Source organism: Sulfurimonas sp. HSL1-2 (genome assembly GCF_039645565.1).
GTDB lineage: Bacteria > Campylobacterota > Campylobacteria > Campylobacterales > Sulfurimonadaceae > Thiomicrolovo > Thiomicrolovo zhangzhouensis.
Window position 1 is genome coordinate 1,185,549 of the sequence record NZ_CP147914.1, and the last position, 14,315, is coordinate 1,199,863.

The window sequence follows — 14,315 nt, forward strand, 5'->3', positions numbered from 1 at the left end:
GTCTCTATAAAAGAGCTAAATCAAGCTTTTTCTCCCAAAACTGCGCGCTGCCCGCCGCGGGGTCCAGCTCGTAGGCGGCAAAGCCGAATTTCCTGTAGGCAGCCTGCGCGACTGCATTATTGCCAAGCACTTCGAGAGTGATCTTACAGCAGCCTTTTTCCGTTGCAATCTCTTCGACCTTTTCCAGCAGTTTCTGGCTGATGCCAATCCCTCTGTACTCTGGAAGTACGGCGATGTCGTGGATATTGACGAGGGGTTTGCAGGCGAACGTAGAGAAACCCTCGAAGCAGTTGGCTAGTCCCGCCGGTTTACCGTCTGCGTAGGCGATGACGGTGAAGGCGTAGGGGCGTTTGGCGAGTTCTGAAACCAGGCTGGCTTTAACCGTCTCTTTGAGCGGCTGTCCGCCGCCCATAGGGTCACGTGCATAGGCGTCAAGCAACATCGGTATGTCGGCCCAGTGTATTTCATTGCAATAGTCTGCTTTTACGATTTGAATGTTCATTATCTACCTTATGATCGCAGTTCTAGATGTTAAATATTGTGCACGCGAATACGTTATGCATATTTTAGTGCAACGAAAGTAAAAAGGAAAATAATGACCTGCAAACTCCACGAGGTAATCGATTTTGTCCGCCAGTACCATCTGCTCGACGACCTGAGTGATGAAGATATCGAAACCTACTTCCACACCTTTCACCATGCCTGCAAATGGGACAAGGAAATCCACTCCCACGACATCGACTGTGATGAGATCGGGATCATCGTCGACAAGACAAAGGAAGTTCTGGATGAAGCCTACGATCATGAATATACCATACCGCAGATCTATGAGGTTGCCAAGGCTTTCTGCGGCGTCTTTGACGCGGCGAAAGCGCCCAAGGCGCCCGTACCGTTCGTTATCGTCCTTCTGACAAGACTCTAAACCGCACTTTCATACGAAACAGGCTCCCTTGCGGGGGCTGTTCCATAGAATTATTTATCGAAATATATAACTGTTGAAGCGCTAGAGCGCCAGGCGGATGCCGACGGGGCAGTGGTCGGAGCCTTCGACATCCTGGAGAATGAAGGCGTCTTCGAGCACTTCTGTCAGGTCTTCTGAGATGAAGAAGTAGTCGATCCGCCACCCCACGTTCTTCGTGCGGGCGCTGAAGCGGTAGGACCACCAGCTGTACTCCTCTTCGATATCGCCGTGCACGTAGCGGAAGGTGTCGATGTAGCCGTGCTCGATGAGCTTGTCGATCCAGGCGCGCTCTTCGGGAAGGAAGCCGGAAGTCTTGGCGTTTGACTTCGGGTTTTTCAGGTCGATCTCCCGGTGGGCCGTATTGACGTCGCCGCAGATGACGATACTTTTGCCTTCATCGCGCAGCGCGTCGCAGTAGGTGAGGAACTTTTCGTAAAAGGCCATCTTGTACGCCAGGCGCTCTTCGTCCTTCTGTCCGTTGGGGAAATAGACGTTGAAGAGGGTGAAGTCGTCGTAATCGTGCTGGATGATGCGCCCTTCATGCTCGCTGTCGATGTCGAGGCAGAACTCGGACGACTCGGGTACATAATGCGAGAAGGTCGCTGTACCGGAATAGCCTTTGCGCTCGCCGCTGTTGATGGTCAGCGTGGCATAGTTGGTGTCGAAGAGGTCGTCGGGGAACTGGGACGCGGTCGCTTTGATCTCCTGCAGACAGAGAATGTCCGGACGGCGTTCATCGACCCATTTGAGTGCCTGCTTGTTGGCGACGGCGCGGATACCGTTGACGTTCCATGAAAGTATTTCGATTGTATCGGACATAAAATGTACCTTGTGAGAGCAGGGGAGAGGCGCGGGTGGCGCCCCTTGTAGTCGTTAGACGAAGTTGACTTTGGAGACGTGGTGCTGGAGTCCGAGTTCGGACGGCGCACAGCCCAGGGCCAGGCCGACCATCTGCTGCATGTGAAGGACCGGCATCTTGACGTCGCGGCCGACGGCGTGGCTGGCGTGCTCATATTGGGTGTCGAGTTTCAGGTGACACAGCGGGCAGGGTGTGACCATCCAGTCCGCGTTGGCATCCATCGCACCCATGAGCGCTTTACCTGTCAGGACCGCCGCGGTGTGCGGCGCCTGCAGCTCGGCGTGGAAGCCGCAGCATTTGTTCTTCTCCTCGTAGTCGACGTTGACACCGCCCAGGGCGATGATGAGCTCGTCGAGGGAGTTCGGGTTGTAAGCATTCTCCGCGCTGTCATGCGTCTCGTTCTGCAGTTCGGAGGGGCGGATGTTATGACAGCCGTAAAACGGTGCGATGTTGAACTGACTCAGCGGCGTGACGACTTTCTCTTTGATCGTCTCGAGACCGAAGTCGTCGATCAGGGCGTAGAGGAAGTGGGTGATCTTGGAGGTGCCTTTGTACTCCAGGCCGACTTCCGCCAGTTTTTCGTTGACGCGGGCTTTGAGCTCCGGGTCGCTGTCGAGGCGGTGCTTTGTCATCGCCGTGTTGAGCTGGCAGGTATTGCAGATAGTGACCATCGTCATGCCGCGGGACTCGGCGTAGCAGATGTTGCGCGCATTGAGGACAAGTGACAGGAAATCGTCATAGTCCTGCAGGTGGGATGCGCCGCAGCAGGTCGCTTCGGAAAGCTCTACGAGTTCGATGCCGAGCTTTTTGGCGACGGCGTACGTCGACATCAGCTGCTCCGGCGTACTCTCCTTGGCGGTACATCCTGTAAAGAGGGCGTATGTGAGTTTCTTTTCCATGACTTATCCTTAGAATTTGACCGTTGACGACGATTTGATCAGGGCTTTGACCTCGTCGAGTTTGTCCGATTTCGGCATGTTCCACGGCATAACGACTTTGCCGACCTTGAACATCTTGAATCCGACCTTGCCGTGTTTCATCAGCATCGGGAGCGTGCCCTCGGAGTAGCGAACGAGTTCCGCTTCATCAAGCAGACCGTGCTTCTTGATGGAGTGCGCGAAGCCGACGGCATGGCGCGTGGCAACGTTGTTGATAGCGCGGCCGTGCTCGAAGATCTGGTTGTGCAGCTTCGTGATCTTTTCGATCGGATTGACCTCTTTGGGGCAGACCTCTGCACATTCGAAACACTTGACACAGTCCCAGACCCCTGCGGACGGGGCGTTGATGATGTCGAGACGCTCGTCAATCCCGTCGTCGCGCACGTCGGCGTTGAAGCGGTAGGCTTTGGCGAATGCCGCAGGCCCGATGAAGTCGTCGTTTATCTCGATGACCGGGCAGGAGTAATGGCAGAGCCCGCACTGGATACAGTAGTCGGAGTCCAGCAGCGCTTCGGCCTGTGCCGGCGTGACTGCACACTCCATCTCCGGGTGCTCTTCGATGTGGCTGATCAGATAGGGCTCGATCGCTTCATGCTTGACCCAGAAGTCCTCTTTGTCGATGATCATATCTTTGACCGCGCGCTTGATACTGAGCGGCTCGAGAGTGAGCTCGGTACCGAAGAGTTCGATCAGGTCGTTCATACGCTCTTTACAGGCCAGGACACCTTTGCCGTTGACCTTGATGGCACAGGCCCCGCAGATCCCGTGGCGGCAGCTGCGGCGGTAGCTGAAGCTGCCGTCGACTTCCCACTTGATGCGGTTGAGAATGTCGAGGACGACCTCTTCGGAGGTGACCTCCATCTCGACCTTTTTGTAGTAGGGGAGGTAGTCCGTTTCCGAATTGAAGCGGAATACGTTGAATGTAATGGTTTGTGTCGTAATCGTTGTCATCTTATTCCCCTTAGTATGTACGCTCTTGCGGCTCGAATTTGCCCGGCGTGACCGCCATGTAGTCGAGGCTGATGTCACCGTTTTCGTCCATGTAGGCCATTGTGTGCTTCATGAAACTTTCGTCATCGCGTGTCGTGTAGTCCTCACGGTAGTGCGCACCGCGGCTCTCTTTGCGGGCGAGGGCGCTTTCGACGATGAAGAGGGAGTAATCGAGCATGTGGCCCAGCTCAATCGCCTCCTGAAGGTCTGTATTGAAGATCTTGGACTTGTCGTCGATGCGGATGTTCGCAAAGCGCTTGCGCAGTTCCTTGACGATCTCGACCTGCTTGGAGAGGGTCTCTTCGGTACGGAAGACGCCGGCGTTGTCCGTCATGCTCTGCTGCAGTTCATTGCGCAGGCCCGGAACCGTCTCTTTACCGTTGGACGTGAGGATACGCTCCATCTCTTCGATCATGGCATCGGCATCGGATTGCTCCGCTTCGCGCAGGAAGAGCTTGTCGATGTCCGCGACCATGCTCTGGCCGACGTGGCGTCCGAAGAGCAGGGCTTCCAGGACGGAGTTGGCGCCGAGGCGGTTTGCACCGTGAACGCTGACACAGGCACATTCGCCCGCCGCGTAGAAGCCTTCGACGAGTTCGTCGTTGTTCTTACGGACGTGTCCGTCGATGTCGACCGGGATACCGCCCATGGAGTAGTGGGCCGTCGCAGAGATAAGAATAGGCTCCTTGATCATGTCAAGGCCGAGGAAGGTGATGGCCAGGTCGCGCAGCTCGGGCAGGCGCTCCATGATCTTCTCTTTGCCCAGGTGGGTCAGGTCGATGTAGACGGCGTCTTTGCGCGGGCCGACCCCGCGGCCTTCGCGGATCTCGTTGATGATGGCGCGGGCGACGACGTCGCGGGAGGCCAGTTCAAGCTTGTTCGGCGCGTAGCGCTCCATGAAGCGTTCGCCTTCGGAGTTGAGCAATTTCCCGCCTTCACCGCGGGCCGCCTCGGAGATAAGGATACCGCTGCCCGAAAGCCCTGATGGGTGGAACTGGACGAATTCCATATCTTCGAGCGGCAGGCCGTGGCGTGCAACGATGGAGAGGCCGTCGCCGGTGTTGGCGTGGGCGTTGGAGCTGATCTTGAACGCGCGCGCGTATCCGCCGGTGGCGAACATGACGGCCTTGGCGTTGAAGATCGCCTTTTCCTGGTTACGAATATTGAAGGCGACGACACCGCTGACCTTACCGTCTTCATAGATGATGTCGGCGGCATACCATTCGTCGATGAAATCAACGCCGACGCGCAGTGCCTGCTCGTAGATTGTCTGGAGCAGGGTCAGACCCGTGCGGTCTTTCGCGAAACAGGCGCGCGGAGAGGACTGGCCTCCAAAGGGGCGCTGGGCGATCTTGCCGTCGTCGGTACGGCTGAAAGCCGCTCCCATACGCTCTGCCCAGCGGATCGTTGACGGCGCTTTCTGACACATCAGCTCGACGGCGTCCTGGTCGGCGAGGTAGTCCGCACCCTTGACGGTGTCGAATTCGTGCAGTTCGATGCTGTCGGCATCGCTGAGCGCTGCGTTGATACCGCCCTGCGCCGCACCGGAGTGGGAGCGCAGCGGGTGGAGTTTGGTAATGACGGCGACATTCTTGCCGGCGATCTGCAGCTCTCTGGCAGCCGCTGAGCCTGCCAGACCGGAACCGACGATTACCGCATCATAAGTATAAATAGGAATACTCATAACCTTCCTTCGTAAACGTAAATATTCGTCAGATTATAGCGATTGAAAGGGTAGGTTTCGGTTAAACCATTTGTGGTGGGGAGCAGAAGAGAAAGGTGTTACAAAATGAACCAGAAACCCCCTCAAACAGGGGCTTCTGACGGAAAATCTATAATATTTTCGTATTGTTGCTCATGTCTGAGACGCAGTTGCCGCCCTTCTCCTGTGCGATTTTCAGGCGCTCTTTGGCATTTTTGACGGCATCATCGAGGGTTTGGGAGGCGGTTTTGGAGGCAAAGCCGCCGCTCAGCGTGATCGGGAACGAGTCGTGTGGCATTTTGAAACGGTTCTCCTCGATCATCTGGCGGATATGGTTACATTCGTCCATCGCTTTTTGTTTGTCGCTGCGCAGGAAGACGGTAATGAACTGTCCGCCGTGAATCCGGCCGATCTGGTCATTTTGCATCTTGTGCAGTTTCATAATGGAGGTGATCTTGATCAAAATGGGGTCGATGACGCTCTGCGGGAAGTGGTTGATGAGCTTGGAATAGTTGTCGATCTCGAAGATACAGACATAGGCCTGCATCTCCTTTGAACCGGACGGACGGCGCTCAAACCCCATCTTGACCCCCTCGTAGTTCGGCAGCTGCGTCACCTCGTCCTTTTTGTTGCCCGACGCGGCGGCTTCACCGCCCTCCTGGCGCAGTTTCAGGGCGATACTGTTGATTTCGGTCGTTTTATACTTGACCGTCGTACGGGTCGCTCCCTCCTGCGGCTGCAGTGCATGGATATCGGCCAGGATCGTTCTGGCAGCACTGCGGCTGGCGACCATGACGACGAAGCTCCAGAGGAAAACAAGCGCGATGCTGGCCGCGACGAGCAGACTGTAGTAATAGAGTACGCGGTTCTGCAGTTTTGTCAGCGGATAAAAGACGGCGATGTAGTCATCAATCGCATCAAGCATTTGCGCATGTTTCGACGGTGATGCAACGGTGTCGCTGAAATAGGCGGATGTCGCAATGTTCAAGGTCCGTGCGCGTTCGCGGAGCATTTTGGTGTATTTGCTGCGCAGTGCGGCTTCCCTGATGATCAGGCTGTTGGCGATTTCGTAAGGCGCTTCGGCGTCGAGTGCATCGATCAGGATCGGCAGGCGGCTGAGGACGCCGCTGGAGCTAATGCGGGCAAGGGCGGGGTCTTCGCGCTGCATCTCGCCGAGGGAGCGCGCGAGTTTCTCCTGTTCTGCAATATTGTCGATCCGTTTATAGGTCGCAAGCGAGCTGGCGAGAAGCAGCCCGCTCAGAAGGGTGAACAGCATCAACAGTGTCGCATTGAACTGCACCGAACTCAACAGTTTTTTGATCGATGTCTTCATAATGTCCCGTTTGTGGTTTTTCACTAATTTTAATTGGTGTTTCATTAAGTGCCACTTATGACGGCCCCTGTGTAAAGGCGCCGCAAGCGAGAGTGGAGTAGAATTCTTCTCTTATTATGGATCTGGAAAAACGTTTTATCGCTTCCGTCGCCGCCGCATCCAGACGGATCGGGGACGACGGGGCCGTGATCGGCTCTTTTGTCTATTCGAATGACGCCTTTATCGAAGGGACGCATTTCAAGCGCGCCTGGATGAGCCCGCGGCAGATCGCCCACAAGGCTTTCGCGGTCAACATCTCCGACGCCGTGGCGATGAACGCCGTACCGCGCTATGCGCTGCTGGCGATCGGTATCCCCTCGTCGATGCGTGCCGACGAGGTGGATGCCCTGGCGGCGGGCTTTGTTGAGGCGGCGGCGGCCTTTGAGTGCGAACTCATCGGCGGGGATACCGTCAAGAGTGACCGGCTGATCATTTCGCTGACCATTGTTTCCGAGACGCGCCGACCGCTGCGCCGCAGCGGAATCAAGCCGGGGGACCTCCTGGCCTTCACCGGCAGGGTCGGGAAAGCGAAAAAAGAGCTGCAGTATCTGCTGGCGGGCCGCAGGGCGCATGCACAGTCGCATTATGTGCGGCCGCTGCTGCGCCGTGCGTTCATCGCCGATGCCGCGTCTCACCTGCGGGCAGGGATGGATATCTCCGACGGGATCTATACCGACCTGCAGCGTCTGGCCGACCTGAACCGGGTCGGCTTTGCGTTTTTGCGTCCCATGAGCAGGGCGGCCGGGTGCAGTGGCGAGGAGTACGAGATGCTGATCGCCTTCGCACCGCGGATGCGCAAGCGCGTCGAATACCTTGCGCGCAAGCACCGCACGCCGCTGACTGTTTTCGCACGGGCTGCACGGACCCGTTACAAGAATCCGTGCAAATCACACCACTTTTAAAGAGTACTATGGACCGTTTTTATTATCTGCAGCATGCGCCGATCCCCTTTGTGTTCAAACAGAGCGTGCGCGACTTCGTCGTCAATGAGATCCCCCTGTACCCGTTTACGGGCAACGGCGAGCACCTTGTGCTACACGTCCGCAAGAAGAACCTGGCCACCTGGGACCTTATTTCCCTGCTGGCGAAGCACCTCGGCATCAAGGGCAAAGAGATCGGCTATGCCGGACTCAAAGATAAAAACGCGATGACGACGCAGTACATCTCCCTGCCGAAGAAGTACGAAAAGCAGCTCGAGAGCTTCAGCCATGAAAACGTCAAGATTCTTGAGAAGACCTACCACAAGAACAAGATCCACATGGGGCACCTCAAGGGCAACCGCTTCTTCATTCGTCTGAAAAAGGTCACACCGACGGCGGCCAAGAAGATCGACGAAGCCCTCAAACAGATCGCGGCCTACGGCATGCCGAACTTTTTCGGCTACCAGCGTTTCGGTATCGGCGGCGAGAACTGGAAGAAGGGCGAAGCCCTGCTGCGCGGCAAGATCAAGGAGCGCAACGTCAAGCTCAAACGACTTTATATTAATGCATATCAAAGCCACCTCTTCAACCTTTGGCTCAGCCGTCGTATCGAGATAAGTACGCTGATCGGTACCTTCGACGCCAAAGAGATCGCCCCGCTGCTTAACATGACAGAGGAGCAGTTGACGAAGCTGAAATTACAGCCGCACCCCTACAAGCTCATCGAAGGGGACGTGATGATGCATTACCCGCACGGGCGCCCCTTCGAGTTTGACGGCGGCGACGAGGAGATCGAGCGCTATATGGAACGTGATATCGTCCCGACAGGCCTGCTCGTCGGCAAGCGGGCCATGCGCTCCTCCGGCCTCTCCAGGGTCATCGAAAAAGAGTATGACGCCGTTCACGAAATCGACGGACAGCGCCGTTATGCCTGGATCTTCCCCGAGGACGTGGAAGGCAAATACCGCGAGGAAGAGGCCTGGTACGAGCTGCATTTCAGCCTTCCAAAAGGCTCCTACGCGACCGTACTGATCGAAGAGATCGCCAAACGAAAAATCGACAACGACGAGGAAGCATGACACGCCATATCACCAACACCATTTCGCAGCAGTTCGGACGGTTCGCGTCCAAGGAGTTCCCCCAATGGTTCCAGAAGATCGTCAACCAGGGGTATGTCAGCATCATGGGGCTTGATATGAGCGAGTTCCACTCGCCCGTCACCTACCGTTCGCTAAACGCGCTCTTTACCCGGCACCTGAAGGCGTCACGCCGTTTTTCCAACGACGCCGACGACCTGATCTCGCCGTGTGACAGCCTTATCACCGAGTGCGGCGATCTCGACGCGACGCGGGCGCTGCAGATCAAGGGGATGTCCTACTGTGTCCGTGAGCTGCTGGGGTCGGAGATCGACGATGCGAACAAGGACCGCATCGAGCACGGGCAGTTCATGAACTTCTACCTCTCTCCGCGCGACTACCACCGCTACCACGTGCCGACGAACATGAAAGTGCGCAAGGCGGTGCATATCCCCGGCAAGCTCTATCCGGTCAACATGCCTTCGCTCAACAAGCGGGCCGACCTCTTTATCGAGAACGAGCGGGTGGTCCTGGAGTGCGAGAGCCAGCAGGGAACGCTGATCTATCTGGTCCTTGTCGGGGCGCTCAACGTCGGCAAGATGCAGATCGGTTTCGAGCCGCGTATCCAGACCAACGCGGATGCCCAACAGCCGACCGCTTACACTTTCAATGATCTCTACCTTAAAAAAGGGGACGATTTCGGCTGTTTCGAAATGGGTTCGACCATCGTCATGATCACGGAAAAAGCGGGAATGAAACTGGGCGTGGAAGCGGGACAGAAGGTCCGCTTCGGCGACACGATCGCAACTATCGGCTGAGACGGCTCACGCCGCTCAGCGCATCCCGACCATTTTGCGCCGCAGGTAGGCGATTTTGGACTGAAGCGGCAGGTGCTTCGGGCAGACGTCGGCGCAGCCCAGCAGGCTCATGCAGCCGAAGACGCCGTTGTCGTTGCCGATGATCTCATACCAGTCCTCTGTCGTACGTTTGTCGCGGGGGTCGACTTCGAAGCGGGCGACGCGGTTGAGCGCCACGGCACCGATGAAACCGTCGCGCATCCGTTTCGTTCCGCAGGCCGAGACACAGCAGCCGCACTCGATACAGCGGTCGAGTTCGAAGATCTCGTCGGCCGTATCGGGGTCCATCCGCTCTTCGACCTTGTCGATATCCACCTCTTCGTTCGTGACGATCCACCCTTCGACCGCTGCGGTCATCTCCTGCATCCATTTGGCCGTATTGACAGAGAGATCGCCGATAAGCTCGAAGACCGGCAGCGGCATCAGGGTGATCTCGCCGTCGTCGAAATGGCTGGTAAGGGTTTTACAGGCGAGGTCCGGCGTCCCGTTGATGACCATGCCGCAGGAGCCGCAGATCCCGGCCCGGCAGACGAAGTCGAACTGCAGGGTATGGTCGAGGGTCTCGCGGATGACGTTGAGGGCGACGAAGATCGTCATCCCCATCGTCTCCTCGATCTCGTAGGTCTGCATATGCGGCCTGTCGGTTTTATCCAGGGGGTTGTAGCGCAGGATGTGGAACTTCAGCATCCGCCCTTTTTCATACAGCTTACTCATCACCGACTCCTATACGTTCGTTCTTGCCCCGGTATTTTTCCGGCATTTCAAAGGGCATCAGCCGTTTCTGTGTCTCGTGGCGGTCCAGCTCCGGGTGGGCTTCGCGGAAACCGTCGACCTCCGCCTGCCGTTCGGCGCTTTTGGGATTTTCGATCGTATTGCCTTTTTTCCCGTATCCCCGGAAGCCCGGCGGGATCTCCATACGGTCGATGTCCAGCGCTTCATACTCCACTTCGACGCTGTCCGTCTGGTGGTTCCAGTAGGTCAGGGTGCGTTTGAGCCAGTTGGCATCGTCACGCTTGGGGAAGTCGGTACGGGTATGGGCACCGCGGCTCTCGGTGCGCAGCAGCGCCCCTTTGGTGGCACAGAGTGCCAGCCGCAGCATCTTCTGGGTGCGGTAGGTCGCGCGCAGCTGGGGGTTGGCGCTTTTCGACTGCACCTGAAGACAGACCTTCTTGCTCTTTTTGTAGAGGCTTTCGAGTTCATCGTAGGCCGCCTGAAGCTCCTCGCCGTTTCGGAAGATGCCGACCTTCTCCATCATGATCTTGCGCATGCGGTTGCGGATGGCATAGATGTTCTCTTCGCAGACGTTGGCATCACCGTGGTTCAGGATGTCGTCGAGTTCACGGTCAAACGCAGCAATGGCCTGTTCGATATCATACGTACCGATCTCGATCCGGCAGTTTTCGGCGTAATCCGCGACATACTCGCCGATGATCATGCCGGAGACGACGGTCTCGGCCACCGAGTTTCCGCCGAGGCGGTTGAAACCGTGCATGTCCCAGCACGCGGCCTCACCGGCGCTGAAAAGACCTTTGAGGTGCGGCGAATGGCCGGTGTACTCCACTTTGATGCCGCCCATGGAGTAGTGCTGCATAGGGCGGACAGGGATCCATACCCCCTCGTCGGCCGGATCGATCCCCAGGAAGTTCATACAGATCTCCTGGACGTCGCGAAGGTTCTTCTCGATGTGCTCGCGGCCGAGGATGGAGATGTCGAGCCAGAGGTGGTCGCCGTAGGGGGAGGGGACCCCTTTGCCCTTCATGATATGCTCGAACATGCGGCGCGAGACGACGTCGCGGCTGGCCAGCTCTTTCTTTTCGGGTTCGTAGTCGGGCATGAAGCGGTAGCCGTCGACGTCGCGCAGGACCCCGCCGTCACCGCGGCACCCCTCTGTAACGAGGATGCCCGAAGGGACGATCGCCGTCGGGTGGAACTGTACCGCTTCCATGTTGCCCAAGCGGGCGATGCCCGTCTCCAGCGCGATCGCCTGCCCGGTCCCTTCGCAGATAACGGCATTGGTCGTCGATTCGTAGATGCGGCCGTACCCGCCGGTGGCGATGACCGTCGCCTTGGCGATATAGGCGCTCAATTCGCCGTTGGTCAGGTCCATAACGACGGCCCCTTCGCAGACGCCGTTGCGTTGGATCAGCTTGACCGCTTCGACCCGTTCAATCACCTCGACCCCGACTTTGAGCGCCTGGTTGGCAACGGCATAGAGCATCGTGTGGCCGGTGGCATCCGCCGTATAGTTGGTCCGCCATTTCTTTGTGCCGCCGAAATCGCGCGAATCGATCAGGCCGTGGCTCTCCTCCGCTTCATGCAGCGTTTCGCGCTGCCCGTTCATGACAACGCTTTTGGGGCCTTTGCGTACCCGGCTCCAGGGCACGCCCCAAGCCGCCAGTTCGCGGATGGCTTTGGGGGCGACGTGGGTGAACATGCGTGCCACGTGCTGGTCGCAGCCCCAGTCGCTCCCTTTGACGGTATCGGCGAAATGAACATCCTCGTTGTCGCCTTTGCCCATGACGTTGTTGGCCAGACTGGCCTGCATACCGCCCTGTGCCGCGGCGGAGTGGGAGCGTTTGACCGGCACGAGGCTGAGGACCGTCGTATTCTGTCCCCGGGTCTGGGTTGCGATGGCGGTACGCAGTCCGGCCAGACCGCCGCCGATCACGAGGACGTCGCTGTAGTGGATCTTCATTGTGACACCTCTGAAGCGGGAATGTAGCGTTCGCCTGCATGGCCGGCATGGTCGATACCGATCTTGATATAGGCGATCAGCGTCAGTGTTCCGAGGAGGAGGAAGAAGGCGGTGACGCCCCATTTGACCTTTTTGAGGCGTTTGCGGCTCTGGGCGGCGTTTTTGCCTTCAAACCAGCCCCACTTGACGCAGAGGCGGTAGAGGCCGATGGAACCGTGCAGTTCGACGGCCAGCAGCAACAGGATGTACAGCGGCCACATCCAGCCGGTGACGACGCGGTCCGCCGAAGCGTACGGCCCGATATTGCCGGGATTGGTCAGCATAATGTAGAGGTGTACGGAGCCCATAAAGAACATTGAGAAGCCGGTCAGTGCCTGGACGAACCAGAGGTTGGTGTCGCTGTGTTTCATCATCTTCATATGGCTGCGGTACGCACGGAACTGACGATAGGTGACGGGGAATTTCCGCGTCGCGATGGCGGCATGCACGATGAAAACGACGAAGACGATCCCGACGGCCAGCGATACGAAGAGCGGGGATCCGCCGTCAATGAGCCAGGCACCCTCGAAAAACTTGGTGACAGCGTACATGAAATCGTTGCTGATGAGAATGGATGAGACAAAAAACATATGCGCCCACATAAACAGCGCCAAAAAGAGCCCGGTCGCACTCTGGATATAGTCGAGGCGTGCGGGCGTGCGGCTTCGCTGACCACTGATCGTCTTTCCGACGATCCCTTCGATCACGTCATTCACGGCGTCTCCTTGAAAAACTTGTCTGCATTGTAGCAAGTGGCTTTTACGTTTCGGTAACGCCATGGAAAAGATAGGTTACTTAGACGTTAAAGCGGAAGTGCATGACGTCGCCGTCCTGCACGATATACTCCTTGCCTTCGAGACGCATTTTACCGGCTTCTTTGGCACCGGATTCACCGCCGCAGGTGATAAAATCATCATAACTGATGACCTCGGCACGGATAAACCCCTTTTCGAAGTCGTTGTGGATGACGGCGGCAGCCTTGGGCGCCGTCGTGTTCTTGCGGATCGTCCAGGCGCGTACTTCCTTGACGCCGGCGGTGAAGTAGCTCATCAGCCCCAGTTTATCGAAGCCTTTGCGGATGATCTGCTCCAGTCCGGACTCCTCGACGCCGAGGTCGCGCAGGAATTCGTCGCGCTCCTCGTCTTCCAGGCCGACGAGCTCCTCCTCGATTTTCGCGCAGAGTTTGATAACCTCGCAGTTCTGCGCTTCGGCATGGGCTGCAAGACGCTGAACATACTCGTTGTCCTCGAGCAGGCCGTCTTCATCCGTGTTGGCGCCGTACATGATCTCCTTGGCCGTCAGCAGGCGCAGATCCTTGTTGAGTTCGGCGAAGCGGTCGTCATCGATGTCGGGGAAGCTGCGGGCAAGGTTGCCCTGGTCGAGGTGGTCGAGCAGGGTCTGGGCGAAGTCGACCATTGTCTGCGCTTTCTTGTCGGCTTTGGCCTGTTTCTTGAGGCGGTCGATACGGTTCTGCAGCATTTCAACGTCCGCGAGGATCAGTTCGGTTTCGATGATCTCGACGTCGCGGAGCGGGTCGATGCTCCCTTCGGTGTGCACGACGTTGTCATCGGCGAAGCAGCGTACGATCTGCAGGATGACTTCCGTTTCGCGGATATTGGCGAGGAATTTGTTCCCCAGACCCTCACCCTTGCTGGCACCCTTGACGAGGCCGGCGATGTCGACGAAGTCGAGGGTGGAGTGCTGGATACGCTCGGGGTTGACGATCTTCGCCAGGGCGTCCAGGCGCGGATCCGGGACGGGGACGACCGCCTTGTTCGGTTCGATGGTACAAAAGGGGTAGTTGGCCGCTTCCGCGTTCTGCGCCTTCGTGAGCGCGTTAAAAGTAGTTGATTTTCCGACGTTCGGCAGCCCGACGAGTCCGATGGCTAATCCCATAATGGTTTCC

14 protein-coding genes are annotated in these 14,315 nt (G+C 57.5%); 4 read left to right on the forward strand and 10 right to left on the reverse strand.

Going from position 1 to position 14,315, the window contains the following annotated elements:
* Positions 1–4: 4 nt before the first annotated feature.
* A complete protein-coding gene (locus tag WCX18_RS06035; protein ID WP_345990598.1) occupies positions 5–502 on the reverse strand; it encodes a GNAT family N-acetyltransferase in 498 nt (165 codons plus the stop codon).
* Between the two features lie 93 nt (positions 503–595).
* Between WCX18_RS06035 and WCX18_RS06040 the strand changes: the two genes are divergently transcribed.
* Positions 596–922, forward strand: coding sequence for a hypothetical protein (locus tag WCX18_RS06040; protein WP_345986709.1), 327 nt, complete (start codon positions 596–598; stop codon positions 920–922).
* A gap of 81 nt (positions 923–1,003) precedes the next feature.
* Here WCX18_RS06040 and WCX18_RS06045 read toward each other — a convergent pair whose 3' ends face one another.
* The 5 genes from WCX18_RS06045 to WCX18_RS06065 form a co-directional block, all read right to left on the reverse strand.
* Positions 1,004–1,780, reverse strand: coding sequence for an exodeoxyribonuclease III (locus tag WCX18_RS06045; RefSeq protein ID WP_345990600.1), 777 nt, complete (start codon positions 1,778–1,780; stop codon positions 1,004–1,006).
* 54 nt (positions 1,781–1,834) lie between these two features.
* Positions 1,835–2,719, reverse strand: coding sequence for a CoB--CoM heterodisulfide reductase iron-sulfur subunit B family protein (locus WCX18_RS06050; protein ID WP_345990602.1), 885 nt, complete (start codon positions 2,717–2,719; stop codon positions 1,835–1,837).
* 9 nt (positions 2,720–2,728) lie between these two features.
* Complete coding sequence (locus WCX18_RS06055) at positions 2,729–3,709, reverse strand: succinate dehydrogenase/fumarate reductase iron-sulfur subunit (RefSeq protein ID WP_345990604.1); 981 nt, start codon at positions 3,707–3,709, stop codon at positions 2,729–2,731.
* A gap of 10 nt (positions 3,710–3,719) precedes the next feature.
* Positions 3,720–5,432: a succinate dehydrogenase flavoprotein subunit gene (gene sdhA, locus WCX18_RS06060; RefSeq protein ID WP_345990606.1), complete on the reverse strand. Its 1,713-nt coding sequence runs from the start codon at positions 5,430–5,432 to the stop codon at positions 3,720–3,722.
* 148 nt (positions 5,433–5,580) lie between these two features.
* Positions 5,581–6,783 carry a diguanylate cyclase gene (locus tag WCX18_RS06065; protein WP_345990608.1) on the reverse strand — a complete coding sequence of 401 codons (1,203 nt, stop codon included), beginning with the start codon at positions 6,781–6,783 and terminating at the stop codon, positions 5,581–5,583.
* A 116-nt stretch (positions 6,784–6,899) separates the two neighbouring features.
* Here WCX18_RS06065 and WCX18_RS06070 point away from each other — a divergent pair, with 116 nt between their 5' ends.
* From WCX18_RS06070 to WCX18_RS06080, 3 genes are read left to right on the forward strand one after another with little or no spacing between them, the layout of a single operon-like run.
* Positions 6,900–7,724: a thiamine-phosphate kinase gene (locus WCX18_RS06070; RefSeq protein WP_345990611.1), complete on the forward strand. Its 825-nt coding sequence runs from the start codon at positions 6,900–6,902 to the stop codon at positions 7,722–7,724.
* 8 nt (positions 7,725–7,732) lie between these two features.
* Positions 7,733–8,821, forward strand: coding sequence for a tRNA pseudouridine(13) synthase TruD (gene truD / locus WCX18_RS06075; protein ID WP_345990613.1), 1,089 nt, complete (start codon positions 7,733–7,735; stop codon positions 8,819–8,821).
* Positions 8,818–9,636 (forward strand): phosphatidylserine decarboxylase, encoded by an 819-nt coding sequence (locus WCX18_RS06080; protein ID WP_345990615.1) that lies wholly within the window; start codon positions 8,818–8,820, stop codon positions 9,634–9,636. The genes truD and WCX18_RS06080 overlap by 4 nt, the downstream gene beginning before the upstream one ends.
* A 15-nt stretch (positions 9,637–9,651) precedes the next feature.
* On the opposite strand, the gene WCX18_RS06085 is transcribed toward WCX18_RS06080, so the two are convergent.
* The 4 genes from WCX18_RS06085 to ychF form a co-directional block, all read right to left on the reverse strand.
* A complete protein-coding gene (locus tag WCX18_RS06085; RefSeq protein WP_345990617.1) occupies positions 9,652–10,389 on the reverse strand; it encodes a fumarate reductase iron-sulfur subunit in 738 nt (245 codons plus the stop codon).
* Positions 10,382–12,370 carry a fumarate reductase flavoprotein subunit gene (locus WCX18_RS06090; RefSeq protein ID WP_345990619.1) on the reverse strand — a complete coding sequence of 663 codons (1,989 nt, stop codon included), beginning with the start codon at positions 12,368–12,370 and terminating at the stop codon, positions 10,382–10,384. Before WCX18_RS06090 ends, WCX18_RS06085 begins: the two co-directional genes overlap by 8 nt.
* A complete protein-coding gene (locus WCX18_RS06095; RefSeq protein ID WP_345990621.1) occupies positions 12,367–13,125 on the reverse strand; it encodes a fumarate reductase cytochrome b subunit in 759 nt (252 codons plus the stop codon). Before WCX18_RS06095 ends, WCX18_RS06090 begins: the two co-directional genes overlap by 4 nt.
* A 79-nt stretch (positions 13,126–13,204) precedes the next feature.
* The gene (ychF, locus tag WCX18_RS06100) at positions 13,205–14,305 is read right to left on the reverse strand and encodes a redox-regulated ATPase YchF (RefSeq protein WP_345990623.1); all 1,101 of its coding nucleotides are present in this window, start codon (positions 14,303–14,305) and stop codon (positions 13,205–13,207) included.
* Between the last annotated feature and the right edge of the window lie 10 nt (positions 14,306–14,315).

What these genes read in the sequence shown, in the direction of transcription:
- WCX18_RS06065 (WP_345990608.1), bottom strand. Translation starts at nt 6,783, where the DNA reads ATGAAGACATCGATCAAAAAACTGTTGAGTTCGGTGCAGTTCAATGCG.
- WCX18_RS06050 (WP_345990602.1), bottom strand. Translation starts at nt 2,719, where the DNA reads ATGGAAAAGAAACTCACATACGCCCTCTTTACAGGATGTACCGCCAAG.
- WCX18_RS06045 (WP_345990600.1), bottom strand. Translation starts at nt 1,780, where the DNA reads ATGTCCGATACAATCGAAATACTTTCATGGAACGTCAACGGTATCCGC.
- sdhA (WP_345990606.1), bottom strand. Translation starts at nt 5,432, where the DNA reads ATGAGTATTCCTATTTATACTTATGATGCGGTAATCGTCGGTTCCGGT.
- WCX18_RS06090 (WP_345990619.1), bottom strand. Translation starts at nt 12,370, where the DNA reads ATGAAGATCCACTACAGCGACGTCCTCGTGATCGGCGGCGGTCTGGCC.
- WCX18_RS06070 (WP_345990611.1), top strand. Translation starts at nt 6,900, where the DNA reads ATGGATCTGGAAAAACGTTTTATCGCTTCCGTCGCCGCCGCATCCAGA.
- WCX18_RS06085 (WP_345990617.1), bottom strand. Translation starts at nt 10,389, where the DNA reads ATGAGTAAGCTGTATGAAAAAGGGCGGATGCTGAAGTTCCACATCCTG.
- WCX18_RS06055 (WP_345990604.1), bottom strand. Translation starts at nt 3,709, where the DNA reads ATGACAACGATTACGACACAAACCATTACATTCAACGTATTCCGCTTC.
- ychF (WP_345990623.1), bottom strand. Translation starts at nt 14,305, where the DNA reads ATGGGATTAGCCATCGGACTCGTCGGGCTGCCGAACGTCGGAAAATCA.
- truD (WP_345990613.1), top strand. Translation starts at nt 7,733, where the DNA reads ATGGACCGTTTTTATTATCTGCAGCATGCGCCGATCCCCTTTGTGTTC.
- WCX18_RS06080 (WP_345990615.1), top strand. Translation starts at nt 8,818, where the DNA reads ATGACACGCCATATCACCAACACCATTTCGCAGCAGTTCGGACGGTTC.
- WCX18_RS06040 (WP_345986709.1), top strand. Translation starts at nt 596, where the DNA reads ATGACCTGCAAACTCCACGAGGTAATCGATTTTGTCCGCCAGTACCAT.
- WCX18_RS06035 (WP_345990598.1), bottom strand. Translation starts at nt 502, where the DNA reads ATGAACATTCAAATCGTAAAAGCAGACTATTGCAATGAAATACACTGG.